Raw genomic sequence first — 23,478 nt, forward strand, 5'->3', positions numbered from 1 at the left:
TGCCCGGCTCTGTCGGGCTTATCTGGATAGTGAAAGCGTATGAAAATGAAAAATCACAGTGGTTTCAGCTTGATTGAGCTAATAATAGTTGTAGGAATCATTGGCATTATTGCTGGACTTGCATGGCCTGCCTATCAAAGTCACATCCTTACCTCAAATAGAGCGGATGCTCAGGGTGCTTTGATGAGCCTGGCTCAGGCAATGGAGCAGCACTTTACTCAGAACGGCTCCTATACCGGAGCGGCAGATGGGGGTGCAGATATCGGTGCTCCAGCAATCTTTCCTACAGAAGCCCCACTGGATAACAGTAATAAAACTTATGACTTGACTATTCAGGCTGCCAATGATTCATCCTATACGATTCGAGCAACACCTAAAAACTCTCAAGTGGGTAATGGGGAACTTGAATTGCGTTCAAATGGATTTCGAGCATGGGATCGAGGGAATGACGGAGCTTTCGACGACCCAGATGACTTGTGCTGGAACTCCAGTTGTATCTAAAAGTAGCTAGGGGCAGCTTAATTCCTGGCCACTTCCATTTTCCACAATGCCATTTAGATCTTTATCTTTGGCGTAGTAAGGTCTTCCTATCGCATTGAGGATTATAATCCAGCCATACTCTGCCTCGCCGCTTGCGGGGCAGAATGAGAAGTTGCCACTTTGGGACGGAGTAGTTCCTGTTGGTTTATAAATCAGAAACCCTCTATTATTGAATGCATTCCAGCTTAGAGAGGCTCCCTGTTCAGCTCGATCTATATATCTTACAACCTGATCTTCTGGATCGACTTCGCCGTTGCCATTTTCATCGGCGAACAATAAAGCGCCATCTGCCCAATCGCCAGCGCACTCATCAGAAATCCCTTTTGGACAAAGAGTAAAGTTACGTTGTTCACTAAGGGCCCTGTTACGCATAAATATAAGTACGTCAAAGAGCTCTCTTTGTTTAGCTTTACTTTTATACCTTTTAAGGAAGTCGCTAAAAGAAGGTAAAGCTATAGCTGTTAATACTGCAATAACCGTAATACAAATTATTAACTCTATAAGGGTGAATCCTGCAGATCGTTTCACGGTGCAAACTCCTCCTGGTTGAGTTTGCACTAGAATACTATTTAGTTAGTGTATTCCAACCACATGAAATTACGGTACCTTGGTCTTAATAATCTAACTCTCAAGCCCTAGTTTTTTTAATCTATATCTTAGAGAGCGGAAGCTAATACCCAGTTTCTGTGCTGCAGCAGTTCGATTCCATCGAGTTTTTGCTAAAGTTTCCTCAATAACCTCTTTTTCTATCCTCTGTAGGAATTCATCCAGGGAATCATACTTGTGTGGATTGAAATCTTCTGAGTTAGCCTTTTTTTCGGTTTGATGTGAATTATTGGTGTGTTTTTTATCTGTAGCGCTTTCTTGCCTATTGTTACATTCAAGTAGGAGGTCTTCTTCTCGAATTATGTTTTGATCAGATAAAGTGAAAGCTCTTTCAAGTATATTTTCAAGCTGTCTGACATTTCCCGGGAAGGAATAATTTTGTAAGGCAATCATTGCTTTATGTGACAAGGCAGGTGGGGTAAGTCCGGCAGTAGAGGCTATACGTTGCATGATTATATCGGTTAGGAGCGGTATATCCTCAACCCTATCCCGAAGAGGTGGGACAGCGATTTCGATAACGTTTATGCGGTAGTAAAGGTCATTTCGAAAACGTCCATTGTTTACTTCTTCACTTAAATCTTTGTGGGTTGCACTTAAAATACGAGTATCTATTGCTACTTCTTTATTGGAGCCAATTGGCCGTATAGATTTTTCCTGAATCGCTCTAAGGAGCTTTACCTGCATTTCCAGAGGGAGATCTGCTACTTCATCCAAGAAAAGGGTGCCGCCCTCGGCACTTTGTAGAAGGCCTTGTTTGTCTTTGTGTGCACCGGTAAAGCTACCCTTTTGGTGGCCAAAGAACTCACTTTCCATCAGTTCAGAAGGTATTGCACCACAGTTTATGGCGATAAAGGGTTGCTCAGCTCTAGCGCTCTGTAGATGAATAGAGCGGGCAGCAAGTTCTTTGCCTGCGCCTGACTCACCACTGATATAAACAGGAGCGTCACTGCGAGCAACCTTACTGATCTGTTGGCGTAGCTTGCGGATATTATCTGCTTCGCCAAGTAGTAGGTCTTTTTTGGGGATTTCCTGTTGTGGAGCCTGATTGCTATCCAGACGCAGGGCAAGTTGTGCCAAATTGCGTAAGCGCTCAAGATCTACTGGTTTACTCACAAAATCGAAAGCGCCAAGCTTTAGCGCTTTAATTGCAGTGTCCATATTCCCGTGAGCAGTTATAACCGCAATAGGGAGTTCAATCTCTGTACTTCCCTGGATATATTCAACTAGCTGTAGCCCATCTCCATCAGGTAGGCGTAAATCAGTTAGGCAAAAGCAATAAGTATTTTGGCTGAGTGCATTTTTAGCCTCGGAAAGCGTTGCTGCAGTATGGCAATCAACATCCATCCTTTGAAGGGTGAGACTAAGTAAGTTACAAATATCCGGTTCATCATCGACAACCAGTGCCAGTGGGCGCATCGTTATTCTTTCTTTTCTTGTTTTGTTCACTTTATACCAAAAGGCATGAAACGCGATTATGTCAGAAATTTCTGGTGAATAATGATCTAGTTACACGGAAAATTTCCTGAGCTAGATCAGGTCACACCAATAGAGTGAGCGAATTCAAGGCGGAAGCAGCTTTTATTGTCCTCACTTTGGCAATGATACAAACTGATTCTATTGGCTTCACACAGTTCTCGAGCAATATACAAACCGAGCCCGCTACCGGCCTTATCAGTGGTGAAAAACGGCTCAAACACTTGGTTTTTGACCTCGGGGGGAATGCCACTACCATTATCTTTAATATCCAATATAGAGTGGCCTTTCTCAGTATTATAGTATGCATGAACAGCTGCATAGCGCTGTCCAGTTTCCATTTCTGAGTGCCGCAATGCGTTGTCTGTTAGGTTCGTAATGACCTGTGATAACTGAGCGGAATCAAAGTTTGCTGGGATAAGCCGGTCTGGAACATCTAGTTCAATTCTGTTGTTTTGGGGGTTGGCTGTATTGAAGTCGGTAAGAAACTGTTTGAGCCAATTTCGCAGGTCATGCTCTTCTGGTGAATTTGCACGCCTTCTGGATAGTTGCATTACATTTTCAATGATTTGATTTACACGACCACTCTGCCGGCAAATAATTTCGATTAAATGTCGATCTTCATCTTTGAGCTGGGTAGATTCAGATAAAAGTTGCGCTGCATGGTTGATTGCAGAGAGTGGATTGCGAACTTCATGTGCAATAGAAGCGGTTAAGTGTCCTAAAGATGCAAGTTTGAGCTTCTGAGCTGCTTCAGTGAGCTTTCGATTATCCTCGACAAAAATCAGTGTGCTATTGCCACTTTTATGGCGTAATTGGGCAAAGTTGAGTTGTAGCTCGTCATTGTTACCGGCTTTAAAAAGTATACTTGTGTTTTCATCTTGCTGGCGCCAAGACTGAATCTGACGGTGAAGCTCAGAGTTGGGGGTTTCGCCAGACGTTAGCTGTGTTCCAAGTAAGCGAGTGGCGGCTCGATTGATCAACTCAGGCTTATTGGATGGCCCCATAACAAGCACGCCTGTATTCATCCTTTCAATGATTTGTTGTGCCAGCCTCTGAAGGTGTGCTGCCTGACGGCTTTGCTGGTCTGCGCGCAGATTGGCTTTATGGATACGCTCAGATAAATATTGAATTGCGCTGACGGTTACGAACATTAGTAAGCCAAGCCCACCTGCAGAAACAATATCTCTGCTGGAGCCGGAGCCTGACAAAAGGTGAAACAGTTGGAGGGAAATTACGCCCAGGCTAGCGATGGCTGCAAAAAATGCGCTCAGGCGTCTATCCAGCAGAATGGCACCGATTGAACAACTGATCAAAAGTAAATAGCCCAGACCAGAGTTCAGCCCCCCACTGGCTTCAATCAGTAACAGAAATACCAGGATATCGCACCCCAGAACAACTCCAATTTGGCTGTTATTAGTTTGATATGCCTTTTGTCGGAGAAAGAATAGCCATGTGATATTAAGCAGGGCATAGGATGCGGTGGTATAGACAAATAGTGTTGGCAAGTGCTCACCAAGTGAGCCCTCCCCAATATCTGAGAAAAATACTCCCAGCAAAACCAAGGCTATTGCAACCCGATATATAGCGCTAATCCGTAGGAGTTCGTGATGTTGTAAGGGGGATGTCTGGGAACTGCTCACTGTAGATGCCCGGTATTCTTGTAGTGGTGAGCCGCTGCTGTTGTTACCCCGATGGGGTTACAATAGCGGCCTGTCTTGTCCGAGGTTCAACGATGTCTACTTTGCAGTTAGTGCTGGCACAAATCAATTCCCTGGTGGGAGATATTCCAGGGAATACCAAGCAGGTGATAGAAATTGCGCGCCGAGCGTACCAGGAACTGGGTGCAGACTTGGTACTTTTCCCAGAACTGACCCTGTGCGGCTACTCTCCTGAAGACTTGTTGTTGCGCCCCAGTATGCAGGTTCGTATTGATGCGGCATTGGATCAACTCAAAGCTGCAGAACTGCCCTGCGCCATTGTTGTAGGTTACCCCAAGCTGCTCGATGGCGTTATGTTCAATATGGCGGGGGTCATAGTTGAGGGAGAGTTAATCGCAGAATATGCCAAACAAAAGCTGCCTAACTATCAGGTCTTTGATGAAAAGCGTTACTTCAAGCCGGGTAAATCTCCCTGTGTAGTGCATATCAAGGGAGTTCCTGTGGGGCTGAGTGTTTGTGAGGATATTTGGTTTCCAGAGCCCATCAAGCAGTCAGTCGATGCTGGAGCCAAGTTGATTCTCAACATCAATGCATCACCTTTCCATCGGGGCAAGGCTCAACAGAGGCTGGAATTGGTTTCCAGGCAGGCAAGAAATGCCGGAGTCCCCATTGCCTATGTAAACTGGTGCGGCGGTCAGGACGAGCTGGTTTTTGACGGTGGCTCAATTGTTGTTGACGCTGAGGGAGAGGTATGTGCCAGGGCTGAGGAGTTTACAGAGCAGTTGTTGCCAGCTTCCATATCTTTGCAGGGACAGGATTTGACGGTACTCCCTGGGGAAATTGCTCCTCCTCGCGGCGATTTGGCTTCCGTGTACCAAGCCCTGGTACTTGGGGTGCGCGACTACGTTAATAAAAATGGTTTTAATGGTGTTGTGCTGGGGTTGTCGGGTGGAATCGACTCAGCTCTTACATTGGCAGTTGCGGTCGATGCGCTGGGTAAAGAGCGTGTTGAGGCAGTAATGATGCCGTTTCGCTATACCTCGGATCTGAGTAAAGGTGATGCGGCCGATCAGGCGGAAAGAATGGGGGTTCACTATCGGGAAATTAGTATCGAGCCCATCTTTGATTCGTTTATGGGCGCTCTCGCTGAAGAATTTGCTGGCAGTGAGAGGGATACCACTGAGGAGAACCTGCAGGCCCGCTCTCGTGGCGTTCTTTTGATGGCTATCTCCAATAAGAAGGGCGCGATGGTCCTGACCACGGGTAACAAGAGTGAAATGGCCGTTGGTTACGCAACCTTATACGGGGATATGGTAGGCGGATTCAATGCCCTGAAGGATGTTCCCAAAGTATTGGTATTCGAGCTGGCCCGTTACCGCAACACAATTTCTGAAGTGATTCCTGAAACGGTCATTACTCGACCACCCAGTGCGGAGCTGGCCCCGGACCAGGTGGATTCTGACAGCCTTCCGCCTTATGAGATCCTGGATCAAATTCTCAATTTCTATGTCGATCAAGACCACAGCGCTGAGGAAATCATTCAGCGTGGCTTCCAGAGAGAGGATGTAGAGCGTGTGGTCAGGTTAGTGGGGCGCAATGAGTACAAGAGGCGCCAGGCAGCCATCGGGGTGCGTATTTCTGAACGCGGATTTGGAAGGGATCGCCGCTATCCCATCACCAATGGCTGGAAGCTGGGTGACTAGCTCTCCTGAAAATAGAAACGGCGCCGAATGGCGCCGTTTCTATTTTTAAGTGATAAGTTACAGAAGCTCTGGAGGCAGGGGAGTCTCGTCCCGGTTGTATTCGGGATTATACAGTTCCCGGCTGTCAAAGCCCCGCGGGTCAGATTTTTCAAACAGGCCCAAGGTAACCCTGTGCACTAGACTGCGGCCGCTTGGACCTTTGTAAAAGTCGTAGTTGAAAGTGCCGTCTTCGTTAAAAGCGGGGTGCTTTGGATAGTTATTGCGCAGTACATCCAGGGCATTAGCCTCGAGATCTTGCATTTCCATCAAATGGTAACCTTGAACCATAACTGCCAGGGCATCGGGAATTGCGGGTGTCTGCTGGAAGTTTTCCACAATGTAGCGGCCGCGATTGGCTGCTGCGAGGTAGGCGCCGCGCTTAAAGTAGTAGTTAGCCACGTGAACTTCATAGCGAGCCAGCAGGTTACGCAAGTGGATCATGCGCTTTTGCGCGTCTGGAGCGTAGCGGCTCTCAGGGTAGCGGGCCATTAACTGGGAGAAATAAGCGAATGACTCTCGAGCCGATCCTGGGTCGCGACTGGTCAAGTCGGTAGGCATAAAGCGCTCGAACAGGCCTGTGCCCTCAGTAAAGGAGGACAGGCCCTTCATGTAGTAGGCGTAGTCGACATTGCGGTGCTGGGGGTGTAGGCGGATAAAGCGGTCTGCAGCGGCGATAGCAGCATCGTTTTCATAGTTGCGGTAGTAGGCATAGATCAGCTCAAGCTGAGCCTGTTCCGCGTAGTTGCCGAATGGGAAGTTGTCTTCCAGGGCTCGCAGGTTTCTGATGGCAAGATCCCACTGGCTGGTTCGCAGCTGTCGCTGGGCCATCTCGTAGTATGCCTGCTCTGTACGTGAACCTGTGGGTAGGCCCACTTCCGAATCATCTGTGTTGGCGCAGGCAACCAATATTGCGGACACCAAGGCCAGCCACAGCATTTTCCAGGTCTGCATAGCCCCTCGCTCTATCATTCTTACACTCTACCTTATTAAACTACCCACCAGTATTAACCTGGCGCGTCGGACATTTAACCACAGTCGCGGAGCTGCCCAAAGTATTTGCAATTGATTGATGATTGAACACCTAAAACTAGATATCCAAGTTCCTGCCAATATGGCTGGTCGACGCTTAGACCAGGCCGCAGCCGAATTAATTCCCGATTTTTCGCGCGCGCGCCTCCAATCGTGGATCAAAGGCGGTCAGCTCACCTTAAACGGAGCCCCAGCTAAGGCCAAGGAAAAGCTCTTTGGCGGCGAGCTTATCCAGCTTCGCGCAGAGCTGGAACCCCAAGGTAGCTGGGCTGCCCAGGACCTCGACCTCAATATTATGTACGAAGATGACTGCCTGATGGTGGTCAATAAGCCCGCGGGCCTCGTAGTCCACCCCGCTGCCGGTAACCCCGACGGCACTCTGCTCAATGGCCTTCTTCATCACAATCCAGCACAGGAGCTGATACCCCGAGCCGGTATTGTTCACCGGCTGGATAAGGACACCAGTGGCCTGATGGTTGTGGCTAAGACTTTGGCCGCTCAGACCCATCTCGTGGATCAATTAAAGCAGAGAACGGTGAGTCGACAGTATGATGCTTTGGTCCAAGGATATATCACCGCTGAGGGTCGTGTTGATGCGCCCATCGGTCGGCATCGTCAAAATCGTCTCAAGATGGCTGTTTTGGACTTTGGCGGCAAAGAGGCGATCACTCATTATCGTGTACGGGAGCGTTACAGCGCTTACACGCTCTTACGCTGCAAGCTAGAAACCGGCCGTACTCATCAGATTCGGGTACACATGGCCCATATTAGGCACCCGCTCGTGGGAGATCCACTCTACGGAGGCCGCCCAAAGTTGCCTCCAGAGGCCTCGGCAGACCTTGTTGAAGCTCTCCAGAGCTTCCCCCGGCAGGCTCTGCATGCGGCTGAACTAGCGCTAGTACACCCCACCAGTGGACAGGGCATGCATTGGTGTGCGCCAATGCCTGCTGACATGCAAGCACTGCTCGATCAGTTGCGTGCTGATGAGCCCTGAAGTACCGGTTATAAATTCGCCTGGGCACCTATCGCCGGTTCTCGAAAGGACAATTTCGCAAAGCAAGATATCTCAATGCCAAGTAACCACTACCTGATACCCGACTGGCCCGCACCCGCAGGGGTGAGGGCGGCGACAACGCTACGCACTGGGGGCCAAAGTTGTGGCCATTTCTCCTCTTTTAACCTGGCGGCTCACGTGGGGGACAAGGAGTCAGCTGTTACTGCCAATCGCCAACAGTTGAGGGGGAGCTTGAGTTGCCCTCAGAACCGCAGTGGCTGGAGCAGATCCATAGTGACAAGGTAGTGGAGGCAAGTGATGACGCCTTAGTTCGAACCGCAGATGCCTGCTTTAGTATGAAAAGAGGTGTTGTCTGTGCCGTACTAACCGCAGACTGTTTGCCTGTTTTGCTATGCGATAAGAGTGGTACCCGTGTAGCAGCAGCCCATGCCGGGTGGCGCGGATTGGCCGGTGGTATATTGCGCAACACCGTACGGGCGATGAAGTGTGATCCTGAGGAGTTGATGGTTTGGTTGGGTCCAGCGATTGGCCCGGAGGCCTTTGAAACCGGAATCGATGTCCTCGAGGCATTCTTTGAAAATGCAATTAGCAGTCGACACACAGAAAAAATCGCTAGCTGTTTCCGCCCACACACTAAGAAACCACTGCACTTTTTAACAGATATCTACGCCTTGGCTCGCACGGAGTTGGCAGAGCTGGGGGTTGGCGAGGTGTACGGTGGGGGGCTCTGCACAATGTCAGAACCTGAGAAGTTTTTTTCCTACCGCAGAGAGTCTGAAACCGGCCGTATGGCAACTTTGATATGGCGGGATAAAGACTGAATTGAAGTTCTATATGGCATATTTTTTCTATGTAAGCCATTCGATAATATTGGGGCAGCTTGGGCAATTACAAGGCTGGGTGTTGACTGAGCTGTAAAAACCATAAGAGATAGATTTGCCGCAAAACCACTTTGCATAGAATAAATGCCGCTATTGATTTAAATCATTGAAAACCCTTCCTGCGCCCCTATTTTACTTGTCAGTACCATAGCGAATGTAAAAGGCAAATTAGTGCCACTATTACAGCGCTTCTGAAAAAATCGAGTAAAAGAGGTTTCGTTCATGCGAATTGACCGAATGACAAACCCGCTACAGGCGGCATTTGCTGATGCGCAATCCCTAGCGGTAGGGCGCGACCACAACCAGATTTATCCCGAGCACTTGATTCTGGCACTGCTTAACCAGAATAACGGAAGCGTACCCGCATTCCTGTCACAGGCGGGATTTAACCTAAACGGGTTGCGCAATGACCTTGCCAAGCGATTGGACAGCCTGCCGAGGGTGACTTCCCCCACGGGTGATGTGGGGATGTCCCAGGAATTAATGCGCTTAATGAATCTCACGGACAAGCGAGCCCAACAAAATGGTGACAGTTTTATTTCCAGTGAAACTGTATTACTGGCGGCTTTCGACTCTGCGGCGGGAGAGATTTCCAAAATCTTAAATGCCAACGGCGACATTAAACAATTAGAGGCGGCAATTCAAAAAGTGCGTGGCGACGAAAAAGTGGATGACCCCAATGCGGAAGAGGCGCGCCAGGCGCTGGATAAATATACTCTAGACCTGACCGAGAGGGCTCTGGCCGGCAAGCTTGACCCGGTGATCGGCCGCGATGATGAAATACGACGGACGATTCAAGTCTTACAGCGGCGTACCAAGAATAACCCTGTACTAATTGGTGAGCCGGGTGTTGGTAAAACTGCCATTGTTGAAGGGCTCGCTCAACGTATCGTCAATGGTGAAGTGCCGGAAGGGCTAAAGGACAAACGTCTTCTTTCCCTGGATTTGGGGGCATTGTTGGCGGGCGCAAAATTTCGTGGAGAATTTGAAGAGCGATTAAAAGCGGTACTCAACGAGTTATCCAAACAGGAAGGTCGCATTATTCTCTTTATCGATGAGATCCACACGATGGTGGGTGCCGGTAAAGCTGAGGGGGCCATGGATGCGGGAAACATGCTGAAGCCCGCTTTGGCCCGTGGAGAACTGCATTGTGTCGGTGCAACCACTCTGGATGAGTATCGGCAATATATTGAAAAAGATGCAGCGCTTGAGCGGCGTTTCCAAAAAGTATTGGTTGATGAACCAACTGAAGAGGATACGGTTGCGATTCTGCGCGGATTGAAAGAACGCTACGAAGTACACCATGGCGTTGATATTACCGACTCTGCAATTATTGCCGCGACAAAATTATCGCAACGTTATATCACTGACCGTCAATTACCAGATAAAGCAATTGATCTTATTGATGAAGCCGCCAGCCGGATACGCATGGAGATCGATTCCAAACCGGAATCCATGGATAAATTGGAGCGCCGTTTAATTCAATTAAAGATTGAACGAGAGGCGGTTAAAAAGGATACGGATGATGAGGCGACTAAAAAACGCCTATCGAAACTGGAAGAAGAGATTCTACAACTGGAGCGGGAATACTCCGACCTTGAAGAGGTTTGGAAGGCGGAGAAGGCACAGCTTGCCGGCAGCCACGACCTCAAGGAAAAGCTGGAGCAGGCCAAGCTCGATATGGAGTCTGCACGGCGTGCAGGTGATCTCAATAGAATGTCTGAATTACAGTACGGTGTAATTCCACAACTTGAACAACAGCTTAAAAGTGCCGCTAGCGCTGAAGCTTCTGAAGAACCCCGCCTGCTGCGCAATCGGGTGACCGATGAAGAGGTGGCTGAAGTGGTATCCCGCTGGACGGGTATTCCTGTATCTAAGATGCTCGAAGGTGAGCGTGAAAAGCTACTGCGAATGGAAGATGAGTTGCACAAGCGGGTCATCGGACAGGGGGAAGCGGTGGAAGCGGTTGCTAATGCCGTACGCCGCTCAAGGGCGGGGCTAGCTGATCCCAACCGACCCAATGGCTCATTCTTGTTCCTCGGCCCAACCGGTGTGGGTAAGACGGAATTATGCAAGGCATTGGCTCAGTTCTTGTTTGACACAGAAGACGCCATGGTGCGAATCGATATGTCGGAATTTATGGAGAAGCACTCTGTGGCCCGACTGATTGGCGCCCCCCGGATATGTAGGTTATGAAGAAGGGGGATACCTGACTGAAGCGGTGCGGAGAAAGCCCTATTCTGTTGTGCTATTAGACGAAGTGGAGAAAGCGCATCCCGATGTATTCAATATTCTTTTACAGGTTCTTGATGATGGCCGCCTGACCGACGGCCAGGGGCGCACGGTAGACTTTCGTAATACCGTTGTCGTAATGACTTCAAACCTTGGCTCAGATTTAATTCAAAAATACGCCACAGCTGAAAATGGTGATGACCTGGACGCTGAAATTCGTTATCGACAGATGAAAAGTGCGGTGATGGAAGTGGTGGGGAACCATTTCAGGCCAGAGTTCATAAATCGTATTGACGAAGTGGTTGTTTTCCATCCACTGGATAAGGCAGAAGTACGCTCTATTGCCGAAATTCAGTTGCAACAACTTTGCCGTCGACTGACAGAGAGGGACCTGAAATTAGAGGTATCTGAAAGTCTGCTGGATAAATTAGCAGAAGTTGGGTTCGATCCCGTTTATGGTGCACGGCCATTAAAGCGTGCTATTCAGGTATGGCTGGAAAACCCGCTGGCGCAAGATGTTCTCGCCGGTAAGTTTTCCCCTGGAGCAACGATCCACGCGGATGTTGAAGGCGATAAAGCCGTATTCCGATAAAAAAGCACTTGGGGGTGCCATATGGTGCACCCCTAAACTCCCACCGATTCCTCACTCTCTCCATATCTATACTCACAGGTGCGCTAATCCGTTTGTTCGGATATTTACGTAGAGGGGCACCCCTCCGTAGCGCATAGTTTCCCTTGCAAGTATCAGTTTATAGTTTTTATTGACGACACCTTACGGGGGCCTGATATCAGTAAGCGTATGTTGCTAATGCTGCTGGGATGCCTTTTGCTCTTCGGCGGAATTTTTGCTTATAAATTAATTGGCAGGCATATGGTGAATCAGTTCATAGACAACTTAGCCCTGCCTGCGGCCACAGTGACTTCAGCAACCGCCCAGTTTCAATATTGGAAGGAAGACCTGAGAGGAATAGGCACCATTCGAGCTGTTAATGGTGTAGAGGTTACTACCGAAGCTCAGGGGGTTATCAGCGCTATTCACTTCAAGTCGGGCCAGCATGTTAGGAAGGGCGATTTATTGGCGGAAATTTTTGCTGAACCGGAAAAGGCGCAGTTGCAGGTGTTGGATGCAGAGCTTCGCTTGGCCCGTCGTAATTACGTGCGGATCAAGACTCTGCTGGGGCGAGGTGTAACAACCGAAGCAGATTTGGATAGCGCTCGCAGTACTTTGGACCAGGTGGTTGCCAATATAGAAGTGCAGCGGGCCAGGGTGGATCAGCGAGTTATCGTGGCGCCTTTTAGTGGAGTACTGGGAATTCGACAAATCGATCTTGGGCAGAATGTAAGCCCGGGGGAGTCTGTTGTTTCTCTACAGCAACTTGATCCTATTTTTGTTGATTTTTCCCTCCCTGAACAAAAATATGCCTTGGTTAAGGCTGGGCTTGCTATTCAGTTGACAACAGATGCTTTCCCTAAAAATACCTACGAAGGAAGAATTACTGCTGTTGACCCTCAGGTGGATAGTGCAAGTAGGAACTTTCTGATTCAAGCTACTCTGAAAAACCCCCAACACGATTTACGTCCTGGGATGTTTGCCCAGGTATCCGTAAAGATAAGTGCACAGCGAAAAGTGCTCGTTATTCCCAGAACCGCATTGGCTTTTGCTCCCTATGGGGTGGCGGTTTTTGTGTTGGAGCCCGATAAAGATGGTGAGCATATGGTCGCAGTTAAACGATTTGTGAAAACTGGTGAGGAACGTGGGGATCTAGTTGAAATTATACAAGGACTTTTGGTGGGGGATATAGTGGCTAGCAGCGGATTACTCAAACTTCGCAATGGAGAGAAAGCGGTTATCAATAATCAGAATCAACCCCCAGAAAGCGTGGACCCCACACCGGAAAATAGTTAAACCTGGAATTTATAGGTTGTGAATTTCACAGAGATTTTCATTCGAAAACCAGTGTTGGCCTGCGTAGTCAGCCTATTTATTTTTCTATTGGGTTTGAGGTCGCTAACGGAATTAAATGTCAGGCAGTACCCGGAACTTGAAAATGCAGTTATTACAGTAACCACCGTTTATGTTGGTGCCGACTCAGATCTAGTACAGGGGTTTATTACTACGCCGCTTGAGCAGGAGATTGCTACTGCAGATGGTATAGATTACATGGTCTCCACCAGCGTGCAAGGTCTCTCGACGATAAACGTTTATGTACGTTTTGATTACGATCCAAATGAAGTGTTAACTCAGGTCGTTGCCAAGGTAAATAAGCTGCGCAGTGAATTGCCTGATGAATCAGAGGATTCCAGTGTGGAAATGCAGCAGGGAGAAACCACTGCTGCAATGTACCTTTCTTTTTCCTCAAATATTCTCGCTAATAATCAAATCACGGATTATCTGACACGCGTTGTTCAACCTAAATTGGCGACTATAGCTGGTGTGCAGCGAGCTCGCCTTTTGGGGGACAGTACCTTTGCAATGAGAGTCTGGTTAAAACCGACAGAGATGGCGGCATTGGAAGTCACACCTGCGGATATTTCTGATGCGCTTAGGGATAATAATATTCTGTCGGCAGTTGGTTCGACCAAGGGAACCCGTGTGGCACTGGAAATACGTGCGGATACAGATATTGCACGTCAATTGGATTTTCGCAAGCTAGTGGTTAGAGCCGATGGGGATAAGTTGGTTCGTCTAGGTGAAGTGGCGGAGATAGAGTTAGGAGCTGAATCCTATGACAGCTCTGTGACTTTTAACGGACAATCGGCCACTTTTATTGCTATTGAGGTGGCACCCGATGCGAACTCCCTTGATGTTATTAAAAAAGTACGCGAGGAGTTAGAGCAGAAAATTTTTCCACAGTTGCCAGAGGGTATGCTAGGCGAGATTCCTTACGACAGTACTGAATATATTCAGGACTCCATTGAAGAAGTCGTCAAAACAATTGTTGAAGCAGTATTTATAGTAATTTTGGTGATTTATTTGTTTCTGGGGTCAGTTCGCAGCGTATTGATTCCAGCAATTGCACTACCGCTTTCTCTTGTTGGTGCATTCTTTTTAATGTTATTAATGGGATTTTCCATCAACTTGCTCACATTGCTAAGCATGGTTCTGGCAATCGGAATTGTTGTTGATGATGCCATCATTGTTTTGGAAAATGTCCATCGACATATAGAAGAGGGCTTGCCTCCAAAAGAGGCTGCGATCGTAGGGGCTCGAGAGTTGGCATGGCCTGTAGTGGCCATGACTACAACGCTAATTGCAGTGTATATTCCGATTGGTTTTCTCGGTGGTTTAACCGGGACCCTATTCATAGAGTTTGCATTCTCCCTAGCTGGCGCCGTATTACTGTCTGGAGTGGTTGCTCTTACTTTATCTCCCATGATGGCCTCGAAAATATTAAAGCCTCGCGATGGTGGAGGTACCCGGTTTGAAATTTGGCTGGAACGCCAATTTAATCGACTTCAGACGAGATTTGAAAAATCGCTCCATTCTTCTCTTGATGAGCGCCGAGTTATTTTGGTTTTCGGCTTAATTGTATTGATAAGTTGTTACTTCTTATTTGTGACGTCCCCTCAAGAGCTTGAACCTACAGAGGATAGGGGGCTTGTTCTTACAATTTCTACTGCCGATGCTTACGCAACTTTAGATTATGTTGAACAGTACAGTGGTGAACTTAATGTCATTGCTGAGAGATTTACTGAGGTTGAAAATCTTTTTCTGCTTAATGGGGCGGGCACCTTCAGTAGTGGTGTTAATAATGCGGTGGCCGGGTTTGTTTTGGCTCCCTGGGAAGGGAGAGACCGCGATACGGAAAAGATGCAGGAGTTGATTAGCAGTGATGTACAGCAAATAGCCGGGTTAAAAATAGCCGTTGTGGTGCCACCAAGTCTGCCAACTGCGGGAGGGCAGCTTCCGGTTGAATTTGTTATCGGTTCTACAGAGCCCATGGAGAATCTGGCATCGGTGGCAAGCGATATTATGACCCGAGCCCTTGAGAGTCGAAAGTTTATTTTTCTAGATTCTGATCTGAAAATTGATAAACCAAAAATTGTAATAGAAATTGATCGTGATAAAGCGGCCAGTATGGGTGTGGAAATGGTGGACTTGAGTCGTGACTTAGGTGCGATGTTATCCGGAGCTTATGTTAACCGTTTTTCCCTGGATAACCGCAGTTATAAAGTTATCCCTCAAGTCGAGAGAGTTGACCGCCTAACCCCTGATCAGTTGGAGCAATATTATATTCGGGCGGTAAACGACAAGTTGGTTCCTGTGAGTACTTTGATAAGGCTCACAGAAACCGTTGAACCACAGCAACTAAAGAGATTTCAACAATTAAATGCCGTCACTATTTCGGGTGTGCCACGCCCTGGGATTACGTTGGGTGAAGCATTGATGGTGTTGGATAATGCGGCTAAAGAAATCTTACCAGTTGAGTATTCTGTAGATTACTCGGGGCAGTCCAGGCAATTCAAAACTGAAGGATCGGATTTGGTGGTTACCTTTTTCTTTGCCTTGATAGTGATTTATTTGGTGTTGGCTGCTCAATTTGAATCCTGGCGCGATCCCTTGATTATGTTGGTCACAGTACCCATGAGTGTTTGCGGAGCGATGATTTTTGTCAGTCTAGGATTGACGACCCTCAATATTTACACACAAGTGGGGCTGGTTACCCTGATTGGGGTTATTTCCAAACACGGCATTCTGATAGTAGAGTTTGCCAATAAGTTACAGCTCTCAGGGCTTGATAAGCGATCAGCGATTGAGCAGGCCACTTCAATCCGTTTGCGACCGATTTTAATGACTACTGCATCTCTGGTTTTGGCGATGGTTCCATTGTTAATAGCGTCGGGGCCAGGTGGAGGGGCAAGGTTTGCAATGGGCTTGGTAGTGGCGACAGGTATGACAATTGGAACGCTATTTACTTTATTTGTTGTACCGGCGATGTATATGTATCTTGGGCGGAATTTTGAGGCGGAGGCTGTAGCGGCCTCCTGAGTTTCTTTACACTTATTTACGCTTCGAAAATATCTCTGTCGACATTGCTGCGACGGAATTCGGAAGGGGTGACTCCCTCATGTTTTTTAAAGAAGCGGGTAAATACTGCTCGTTCGGCAAAATGAAGTTGCACCGCAATACTTTCTACGGAATCACTGGTTGAGAGAAGGAGTTTCTTGGTCAGAGATAGCGTAACACTGTCTTTAAGCTGCTGGAATGTTACTCCCTGTTCTCTCAATCTGCGCTGTAAAGTGCGGCCGCTGGTGCGGAAGTGGGCTGCGGCTTGTTTGATAGTAATTTCTTCACTGAGCAAGTGCTTTTCGAGCCAAGCTCGCAAACTGGCTGCCAGGTTATAGCTGGTCAAAGTATTGTGTAAAACTGCCTTTAAAATATTTCGGCTCTGGCTGCGAATGATTTTATGGTAACTGGGTATAGGGAAGTCCAGTATCTGGGAGCCCAGGATAATCGCATTTTCATCAGCGGAAAATTCAATTGGGCACTGGAAAATCCTCTTGTGGATAGAGTCATCTTCTGGCTTTTCACTGCGTAACTTTAATCCCCGAACCTCGGGAAACCTCGGGTTAAGAGTACGCAATAGATCTACTCCACGGCTCATCAGCATTTCAGCAATAAAATGATTGACCGGAGCACTAAAGAGTTCCTGCTGCCAGTTGAGTGTGAGTACTTCCGCATCGGCTTCCTGGTAAGTCTGGAACCGCAGGAGGGGGGCCAGAGTTTGTGAGAGCACAATTTCTGCAGGGCGAAAGATCTCCCTCGGCCGTCTCAAGGAGGGCTGAGCTTCGATAATAGTTTCTTCAAGCCAAAGCATAATTGGGAAGCGGCTAAAGCTGAGACCTGGTGAGGTAACAGGGGATAGCGCCAGTATGCTTTCAATTAGAGCATTGAATTCACTGTAATTGAGCCATTCACTCTCTCCTGGATTCCAGCTAAATGAGAATGGCAATCGTTCAATTAGCGTCTCGGTGGGGATGCCGAGCCTGGCGGCGGCAACCACAAAGTAAGGCGCAAATATCTTGGGCACGCCGGCATGGCCGGACATATTTTTATTTTGGTCTCTCATGACTTACTGCCGTCCGGGTGGCGTTGCCGGCATCATAGCAAAGGCGCCTCAAAGCACGAGTATAAATTGAGGAATATGACGAATTGGTCGCTTCGCGTGGCGGATTCGACCCCCCTCTGGCGCCTTTAATCCTATTCCGAAATAGAGCGTTAAGGATAAGTTTTAGTCGTCTGCTGTACATTGCGTTATTCAGATTTTTTAAAACTCTTCAGTCACGAGAGTTACCACTTACTAAAACAATAAAGGAAAATAACAATGGCACTGTCTAAAAGGCTGGGTACAAGCCTGTCTATTTTTTTCTCGGCGATAATTGGAGCTTCATCAGCGGTAGCGGAAAACTGCTATATCCTGGTTCATGGACACGGAGTCGAAGGACACACTACAAGTGAAAGTAATGATGGGAGTTTAGTGCAGCCAGCACTGGACTATTGGAGTGAGGCGGTTTTCGACGAATATTCTAGCAGTGATTTTATTGAGCAATTGTTAGTTGATGGCGGCAATTACGGCGTTGTCGGTTATAACTCAACTGATGAAGGTGAATTTCCCTACTGGCATGATGAGACTGCGGGTGAAATTGCTCGTCAAATTATAGAGATCCGCTCTGGCCAGGGAGATCGGTTTGAACACGAAAACCAGTGCTCAGCAGAGGACACTTTCTGGATTATTTCCCACAGCCAGGGTGCCGCCCAAATGATGTATATCGCGGGTAACGCTGTTGAAGGGTCCCCATACTACAATCGCGCCTACAACCAGTTCGATAGCAATACAGAAATTCAAGAAGTAAAAAAATGTTCCACGACTTGGTATGGCAGTAAATCCTGTAAAACGGTTGAAGAAGAAGTTCGAGTTGCAGGGCTTAACGAAAGCTATGCAGTGAGCGTTGATTTTGATGCGGCTATCAGCGGTGTTGCTGCAATATTCACCACAGGGGGAGCAATTACCGGAACTGAAGGCGTTGATCGGATATGTAATGGAAGCTGGTATGACGATTTGGTCAACGCACTATTTCTTGGGCGTGAGTGTTCGGCGGTTCGCTATATGCAGACTAATGATGTTTACACTGTGAGAAATTATGTGGGGACTAATCTCGGTGCGCCGGTGTACACCATTGGGGGTTATGCGGGCTTCCCAGGTGTGGAAAGTGCTACCTCCATGCTGCTGAATGGTGAGGATGACGGTTACATTAATTTGGCTTCGCAAATGAACTGTTCCGGATCTGCCAAGCGCAATCTGTGGTCAAATCTCAAAGAATATGAAACCCTGTTTGGAGTAGCATACGGCAGCGCGATTTTTTCTTGTGACAACGACAGTAAAGGCACTGCTCGATCTTACAATTTGGCCAGTATCTATACAGATCATGATGCGCAGCGTAACGGTGGCATTCTATCCCCCGATTATGATTCTATTCCCGATGGACTGGACTGTGGTTCAGGAAAGAACAGCGCGGGTAGAATCTCAGCCTGCACGAATTAACTAAAAAAATAAAAGGCTTCGGAGGTATTGATGTCTACATCAAGCAAAGATCGCTCAAAGGCCCGGCTGGCAGGCTGGGGTGTACTGGCCGTAGTTACTGGACTGGTGGGTTACTGGGCCCTAACTGGTGGTGAAGAGGCGACGCCCGTTGTTGTAGCTAAAGCAAAAGCTGAAGAGCAATCTATCCGAAGCCGCAAGCCTGATAACGTTAAGCCGGCGGAACTGGAGCAAGAGGAAGAGGATCAGTCTGTAAAACTATGGAAGGGAATTCAGTCCCTGCCCAACAAGACTGAGTTACACGAATCCCTTCTCTCGGATCTGGCCCGCTTTCATCGCTATCCGCCAGAAAACCGAGCAATTAAAACTCCTGAACAGGACCCGATTACTCAGACATTTGCGGTGGATGAAAGAACCACTCACAGTGAGGAAGGGGATTCTCTGACTATATGGACAGATGAAAAGTTTTATTTGCGTGGGGATACTATTCGGGTTTTTGCCTATCAGGCCGATAGTGATGGAGATCGGGTCAGTGCTGACCTGACTGCGCTGTTGGTTTACGAAGACCAACAAGTCGTGGGTACCTTGGCTTTTAGTGATTCGGATGGAGACTTAGTCTACGAAGTATTGATGGAGGCGGGCTCCTTTAATAGCCAGGTGCTGGAAGCGGGCATTTTTAAGGTCATTGTGGATACGGATATTGATGGTCTCCGAGATGCGGCAGCATTCACCCTTTCTGAGGATACGGGAAGCTATACAGGATCGCTGCGGGATTCTGTTACCGCCGATGGCAATTTATTAATTGAGGCGGAAGTCGATATCAGCAGAGAGGGGCGCTACTATTTTCAGGGCTCCCTATATAACGATGAGCAATCCCCGATAGGCACAACGCAAAATGCTCTTGAGTTAACGGCGGGGCGGCACTGGATTCCCCTAGAGTTTTATGGGCTCTTGATTCGCGATGCCGGGCAGGACGGCCCCTACCTGGTGAAACAATTGAGTATTGCCAGGGTGACGGTACCTATGGCCAGGGATAGTGCTTTTGAACCAGGCTATTACACTGAACGCTATAGCCTGGATCAATTTACTGATACTCCCTACCAGGAAATGTAGGGAGAATAGGGGGGCTTTAGCAGTTATCTCGGATACGTTGTTGAGCGGTTGATATACGTTGCTGCCGCTCATCCTCACCCAGGCTTCTATAATTTCCATTTTGGTCGACTGCGCGAATACGAGAATGAGCGGTCAAGGAACTCAGAGACTTTCGTGCTGACTCACAGCGCTTAGCGCGAAGAGCGGCTTGCATTTGCGCTGCTTTTTCCTGTTCTTGCTGACGTACATCGAGTTGCTTTTCAGGTTGCTTTGCTGCGGTTGGCATTGATGGTTTTCGGGGTTTGGCAGCCTCCTGTTCAGCCTCCCATTTCTTATAGCGCTCTGACTTGGGCTTTTTGATCACGTCCACTTGGGTGCCTCCTGGAGGTTGCTCACCGAAGTGGACAACACCATTTTCATCTACCCATTTATAGATGCCGTCGGCTTGAGCGGTCGTAGCTGTTACTGCAATCAATAGCGCCAGTAAGATGCGCATGGTGCTTACCCCTTGTGTTGATGTTCCTTCCGTCCCCTTATTGTACCGATACTGGCGGGTTTTCCTGTAACTGTCTTAACACTTTCGCGGACACCTATTGACAGCTAGGGCTCAATTGGCAAAATCGGGGGTTTACTCAGTGACTAGATCTCACCGCACACCCGTGGTTTTGAGTCTAACCCTGATGGAACACCCTCCATCGAAATTCCACTGAGTGGCCCTCCCCACCCCTGGAGGCCTGCTAACCCCGCAGTGAACCTTTGTAGATTTACTTGGGGTTGGGTGTTTATGCGCGATCAGTTCATCCTAAAAATCGGCAGCTAAACACGCAACAGGCTGATATTTGTCACCATTTTCCCCTATAATTGCTGCCTGGCATTCTTGCTGGTAGGCGTTTTATACGTTTTCGGTGATGGCTATCCTATAAAACAGGAAAATTGAGGAGACTCAAGTGGAATTACTTTCCGGCGGCGATATGTTGGTTCGCGCGCTGCAGGATGAAGGGGTGGATCTGATTTTTGGATACCCGGGCGGCTCAGCGTTACATATCTATGATGCTATTTTTCGGCAGAAGTCGATTAAACATATTCTCGTGCGCCACGAGCAGGGTGCGACCCATGCTGCGGATGGTTATGCGCGGTCTACTGGTAAGGCGGGTGTGGTACTGGTGACGTCTGGTCCCGGCGCTACGAATGCGATTACTGGCATCGCAACGGCCTATATGGATTCTATCCCTATGGTGGTGATATCCGGCCAGGTACCCAGGGATAAGATCGGTGAGGATGCGTTTCAGGAAACAGACATGGTCGGTTGCTCGCGGCCGATCGTGAAGCACAGCTTTTTGGTTAAAAATGCTGAAGATATTCCTACGATTGTCAAAAAGGCATTTTTTATCGCCAATACTGGCCGTCCCGGTCCCGTAGTGATCGATGTTCCAAAGGATGTAACCAACCCGGCGGAGAGATTCCCCTACCACTACCCTGAAAAATTGCGGATGCGCTCCTATACCCCAGCCGGTAAGGGGCATAGCGGCCAGATTCGCAAAGCGATTGCTATGTTGCTGTCAGCTCGCCGCCCGGTGATTTATGCCGGCGGGGGAGTGGTGCAGGGTGGCGGCGCCGAGCTTCTCACTGAGCTGGCTAGAAAGTTGAACTACCCGGTGACTAATACCTTGATGGGGCTCGGAGCATTTCCTGGTAGTGACAGGCGTTTCTTGGGAATGCTTGGTATGCACGGCACTTTCGAGGCAAATACAGCCATGCATCACGCCGACGTTATCCTGGCAGTAGGTGCGCGCTTTGATGACCGGGTGACTAATACTCCAGGCAAATTCTGTCCGGGTGCCAAAATTATTCATATCGACGTCGATCCGGCTTCGATCTCTAAAACGATTGTTGCCGATATCCCGATTGTCGGCACGGTCCAGGCTGTTCTTCGGGAGATGCTCGAAGCGTTGAAAGCCAATGATGAGCAGCCGGATCACTCCGCGATAGTTGACTGGTGGCGCCAAATCGATGATTGGCGTGAGCGTCACGGACTCTACACGGCTCCTCGTTATCAGACTAATGGTGCTCTGATAATGCCGCAGGATGTGATCAAGGCGGTGTATGACATTACTGAGGGTGATGCTTTTGTGACATCCGATGTAGGGCAACACCAGATGTTTGCTGCGCAATATTACCTGTTTGATAAGCCGCGCCGCTGGATTAACTCCGGTGGGTTGGGGACTATGGGTTTCGGCTTACCGGCAGCCTTGGGGGTGAAAATAGCTCACCCGGATAAAGAGGTTGTGTGCGTAACTGGCGAGGGAAGTATCCAGATGTGTATTCAGGAGCTTTCTACGGCTACCCAATATCATCTGCCAGTAAAAATCCTCTGCCTTAACAACCAGGCTCTGGGGATGGTGAAGCAGTGGCAGGAGATGCAATATGAAGGAAGGCTTTCCAATAGTGTTTACGAGGAATCGCTGCCTGATTTTGTGAAACTCGCCGAGGCATACGGTCACGTCGGAGTGAAAGTGGAGCGTCGTGAAGACCTACACAACAAGTTACAAGAAGCTTTTGCAATTAAGGATCGCACTGTATTTATCGACGTATACGTCGACCCATCTGAGCATGTCTATCCCATGCAAGTGCTACCAAATGGCTCCATGCGTGACATGTGGCTGAGCAAAACTGAGAGAACTTAAAGGGTAGGGCGATGCGTAGAATAATTTCGGTTCTGATGGAGAACGAACCTGGGGCATTGTCCCGTGTTGTTGGCTTGTTTTCCCAGCGTGGCTACAACATTGAAAGCCTCACCGTGGCGCCTACTGAGGATGCGACTTTATCGCGTCTCACTTTGGTGACGATTGGTGATGATCACAAGATTGAGCAAATTACCAAGAACCTAAACAAGCTTATTGATGTTGTGAAATTGGTGGACCTCACTGAAGGCTCTCATATCGAGCGGGAGCTGCTATTGGTGAAAGTGCGGGCCAATGGTGCCCAGCGCGATGAGGTGAAGCGCAGTGTCGATATTTTTCGCGGGCAGATCGTCGATGTCACCAGCAGTATGTACACGGTACAGGTGGCAGGAACTGGCGAAAAACTCGATGCGTTCCTCCAGGCGCTGGGGGAGCACACAATTATGGAAGTGGTGCGATCCGGAGTTTCCGGGATTGCCCGCGGTGAAAAAGTATTAAGTGTATAGAGCAAAAAGCAGGAATTGAGCGATGCAAGTTTATTACGACAAAGATTGTGACCTTTCTTTAATTCAGGGAAAAACAGTAGCCATTATTGGTTATGGATCTCAAGGTCATGCCCATGCCAATAACCTGAAAGACTCTGGTGTAGCGAATGTTGTTGTTGGGTTGCGCGAGGGGTCTGCTTCCTGGAAAAAGGCTGAAGGCGCGGGCTTGAAGGTAGCTGAAGTTGTCGATGCGGTGAAAGATGCCGACGTGGTTATGATTCTCGCTCCGGATGAATACCAGGCGAATATTTACAAAGAGCAAGTTGCTCCAAATTTAAAGTCTGGTGCAGCACTGGCTTTCGCGCATGGTTTTAATGTGCATTTTGAATTGATTGAGCCACCAGCGGATGTCGATGTCATTATGGTTGCTCCCAAGGGGCCCGGCCATACCGTTCGATCGACCTACCTTGAGGGAGGTGGTGTCCCTACCTTGATTGCGG

Annotated in this window: 16 protein-coding genes and 2 pseudogenes (1 of these 18 cut by a window edge); 12 read left to right on the top strand and 6 right to left on the bottom strand. The window is 48.4% G+C overall.

The window, feature by feature from the left end; translation table 11 throughout:
* Window positions 1–45 precede the first annotated feature (45 nt).
* Window positions 46–501 (top strand): type IV pilin protein, encoded by a 456-nt coding sequence (locus tag QT397_06260; GenBank protein WNZ56949.1) that lies wholly within the window; start codon window positions 46–48, stop codon window positions 499–501.
* A 6-nt stretch (window positions 502–507) separates the two neighbouring features.
* Here the strand turns inward: QT397_06260 and QT397_06265 are convergent, their stop codons facing one another.
* The 3 genes from QT397_06265 to QT397_06275 all read right to left on the bottom strand — a co-directional run bounded on the left by QT397_06265 (window position 508) and on the right by QT397_06275 (window position 4,262).
* Window positions 508–1,068, bottom strand: coding sequence for a GspH/FimT family pseudopilin (locus tag QT397_06265; GenBank protein WNZ56950.1), 561 nt, complete (start codon window positions 1,066–1,068; stop codon window positions 508–510).
* Between the two features lie 93 nt (window positions 1,069–1,161).
* Entirely contained in the window at window positions 1,162–2,562 is a 1,401-nt protein-coding gene (locus QT397_06270) for a sigma-54 dependent transcriptional regulator (protein ID WNZ56951.1), read from the bottom strand.
* Between the two features lie 116 nt (window positions 2,563–2,678).
* Window positions 2,679–4,262: an ATP-binding protein gene (locus QT397_06275; GenBank protein WNZ56952.1), complete on the bottom strand. Its 1,584-nt coding sequence runs from the start codon at window positions 4,260–4,262 to the stop codon at window positions 2,679–2,681.
* 92 nt (window positions 4,263–4,354) lie between these two features.
* Between QT397_06275 and QT397_06280 the strand changes: the two genes are divergently transcribed.
* Window positions 4,355–5,983 carry an NAD+ synthase gene (locus QT397_06280; protein WNZ56953.1) on the top strand — a complete coding sequence of 543 codons (1,629 nt, stop codon included), beginning with the start codon at window positions 4,355–4,357 and terminating at the stop codon, window positions 5,981–5,983.
* A gap of 57 nt (window positions 5,984–6,040) precedes the next feature.
* Here the strand turns inward: QT397_06280 and QT397_06285 are convergent, their stop codons facing one another.
* The gene (locus QT397_06285; protein ID WNZ56954.1) at window positions 6,041–6,973 is read right to left on the bottom strand and encodes an outer membrane protein assembly factor BamD; all 933 of its coding nucleotides are present in this window, start codon (window positions 6,971–6,973) and stop codon (window positions 6,041–6,043) included.
* Window positions 6,974–7,091: 118 nt separating this feature from the next.
* Between QT397_06285 and rluD the strand changes: the two genes are divergently transcribed.
* The 5 genes and pseudogenes from rluD to QT397_06310 all read left to right on the top strand — a co-directional run bounded on the left by rluD (window position 7,092) and on the right by QT397_06310 (window position 16,169).
* Window positions 7,092–8,045, top strand: coding sequence for a 23S rRNA pseudouridine(1911/1915/1917) synthase RluD (gene rluD, locus QT397_06290; protein ID WNZ56955.1), 954 nt, complete (start codon window positions 7,092–7,094; stop codon window positions 8,043–8,045).
* Between the two features lie 75 nt (window positions 8,046–8,120).
* Window positions 8,121–8,887, top strand: a pseudogene (gene pgeF, locus QT397_06295) (peptidoglycan editing factor PgeF).
* A gap of 282 nt (window positions 8,888–9,169) precedes the next feature.
* A pseudogene (gene clpB, locus QT397_06300) lies at window positions 9,170–11,771 on the top strand (ATP-dependent chaperone ClpB).
* A 279-nt stretch (window positions 11,772–12,050) separates the two neighbouring features.
* Window positions 12,051–13,085, top strand: a complete 1,035-nt coding sequence (locus QT397_06305) for an efflux RND transporter periplasmic adaptor subunit (protein ID WNZ56956.1) — start codon at window positions 12,051–12,053, stop codon at window positions 13,083–13,085.
* Between the two features lie 18 nt (window positions 13,086–13,103).
* Window positions 13,104–16,169 carry an efflux RND transporter permease subunit gene (locus QT397_06310; protein WNZ56957.1) on the top strand — a complete coding sequence of 1,022 codons (3,066 nt, stop codon included), beginning with the start codon at window positions 13,104–13,106 and terminating at the stop codon, window positions 16,167–16,169.
* Between the two features lie 16 nt (window positions 16,170–16,185).
* On the opposite strand, the gene QT397_06315 is transcribed toward QT397_06310, so the two are convergent.
* Window positions 16,186–17,250: a helix-turn-helix domain-containing protein gene (locus tag QT397_06315; protein ID WNZ56958.1), complete on the bottom strand. Its 1,065-nt coding sequence runs from the start codon at window positions 17,248–17,250 to the stop codon at window positions 16,186–16,188.
* A gap of 255 nt (window positions 17,251–17,505) precedes the next feature.
* Between QT397_06315 and QT397_06320 the strand changes: the two genes are divergently transcribed.
* Together QT397_06320 and QT397_06325 are read left to right on the top strand one after the other, a co-directional pair.
* Window positions 17,506–18,723: a hypothetical protein gene (locus tag QT397_06320; GenBank protein WNZ56959.1), complete on the top strand. Its 1,218-nt coding sequence runs from the start codon at window positions 17,506–17,508 to the stop codon at window positions 18,721–18,723.
* Between the two features lie 30 nt (window positions 18,724–18,753).
* Window positions 18,754–19,833: a hypothetical protein gene (locus tag QT397_06325; protein WNZ56960.1), complete on the top strand. Its 1,080-nt coding sequence runs from the start codon at window positions 18,754–18,756 to the stop codon at window positions 19,831–19,833.
* 16 nt (window positions 19,834–19,849) lie between these two features.
* On the opposite strand, the gene QT397_06330 is transcribed toward QT397_06325, so the two are convergent.
* Window positions 19,850–20,308: a DUF4124 domain-containing protein gene (locus QT397_06330; protein ID WNZ56961.1), complete on the bottom strand. Its 459-nt coding sequence runs from the start codon at window positions 20,306–20,308 to the stop codon at window positions 19,850–19,852.
* Between the two features lie 451 nt (window positions 20,309–20,759).
* Between QT397_06330 and QT397_06335 the strand changes: the two genes are divergently transcribed.
* The 3 genes in view from QT397_06335 to ilvC are tightly spaced (at most 22 nt apart) and all read left to right on the top strand, a layout consistent with a single transcriptional unit that may run on beyond the window.
* Window positions 20,760–22,496, top strand: coding sequence for an acetolactate synthase 3 large subunit (locus QT397_06335; protein ID WNZ56962.1), 1,737 nt, complete (start codon window positions 20,760–20,762; stop codon window positions 22,494–22,496).
* 11 nt (window positions 22,497–22,507) lie between these two features.
* Window positions 22,508–22,999: an acetolactate synthase small subunit gene (gene ilvN / locus QT397_06340; GenBank protein ID WNZ56963.1), complete on the top strand. Its 492-nt coding sequence runs from the start codon at window positions 22,508–22,510 to the stop codon at window positions 22,997–22,999.
* A gap of 22 nt (window positions 23,000–23,021) precedes the next feature.
* Window positions 23,022–23,478, top strand: partial view of a ketol-acid reductoisomerase gene (gene ilvC, locus QT397_06345; GenBank protein WNZ56964.1) — the beginning only. 569 nt of this gene lie beyond the right edge of the window; 457 of the gene's 1,026 nt are visible here — the first part of the coding sequence; it begins with the start codon at window positions 23,022–23,024; its stop codon lies off the right edge, out of view.

Source organism: Microbulbifer sp. MKSA007 (genome assembly GCA_032615215.1).
Lineage (GTDB): Bacteria > Pseudomonadota > Gammaproteobacteria > Pseudomonadales > Cellvibrionaceae > Microbulbifer.

Coding starts and splice junctions, on each gene's coding strand:
- QT397_06330 (WNZ56961.1), bottom strand. CDS start 20,308: ATGCGCATCTTACTGGCGCTATTGATTGCAGTAACAGCTACGACCGCT.
- QT397_06305 (WNZ56956.1), top strand. CDS start 12,051: ATGGTGAATCAGTTCATAGACAACTTAGCCCTGCCTGCGGCCACAGTG.
- QT397_06320 (WNZ56959.1), top strand. CDS start 17,506: ATGGCACTGTCTAAAAGGCTGGGTACAAGCCTGTCTATTTTTTTCTCG.
- QT397_06280 (WNZ56953.1), top strand. CDS start 4,355: ATGTCTACTTTGCAGTTAGTGCTGGCACAAATCAATTCCCTGGTGGGA.
- rluD (WNZ56955.1), top strand. CDS start 7,092: ATGATTGAACACCTAAAACTAGATATCCAAGTTCCTGCCAATATGGCT.
- QT397_06260 (WNZ56949.1), top strand. CDS start 46: ATGAAAAATCACAGTGGTTTCAGCTTGATTGAGCTAATAATAGTTGTA.
- QT397_06270 (WNZ56951.1), bottom strand. CDS start 2,562: ATGCGCCCACTGGCACTGGTTGTCGATGATGAACCGGATATTTGTAAC.
- ilvN (WNZ56963.1), top strand. CDS start 22,508: ATGCGTAGAATAATTTCGGTTCTGATGGAGAACGAACCTGGGGCATTG.
- QT397_06325 (WNZ56960.1), top strand. CDS start 18,754: ATGTCTACATCAAGCAAAGATCGCTCAAAGGCCCGGCTGGCAGGCTGG.
- QT397_06315 (WNZ56958.1), bottom strand. CDS start 17,250: ATGAGAGACCAAAATAAAAATATGTCCGGCCATGCCGGCGTGCCCAAG.
- QT397_06285 (WNZ56954.1), bottom strand. CDS start 6,973: ATGCAGACCTGGAAAATGCTGTGGCTGGCCTTGGTGTCCGCAATATTG.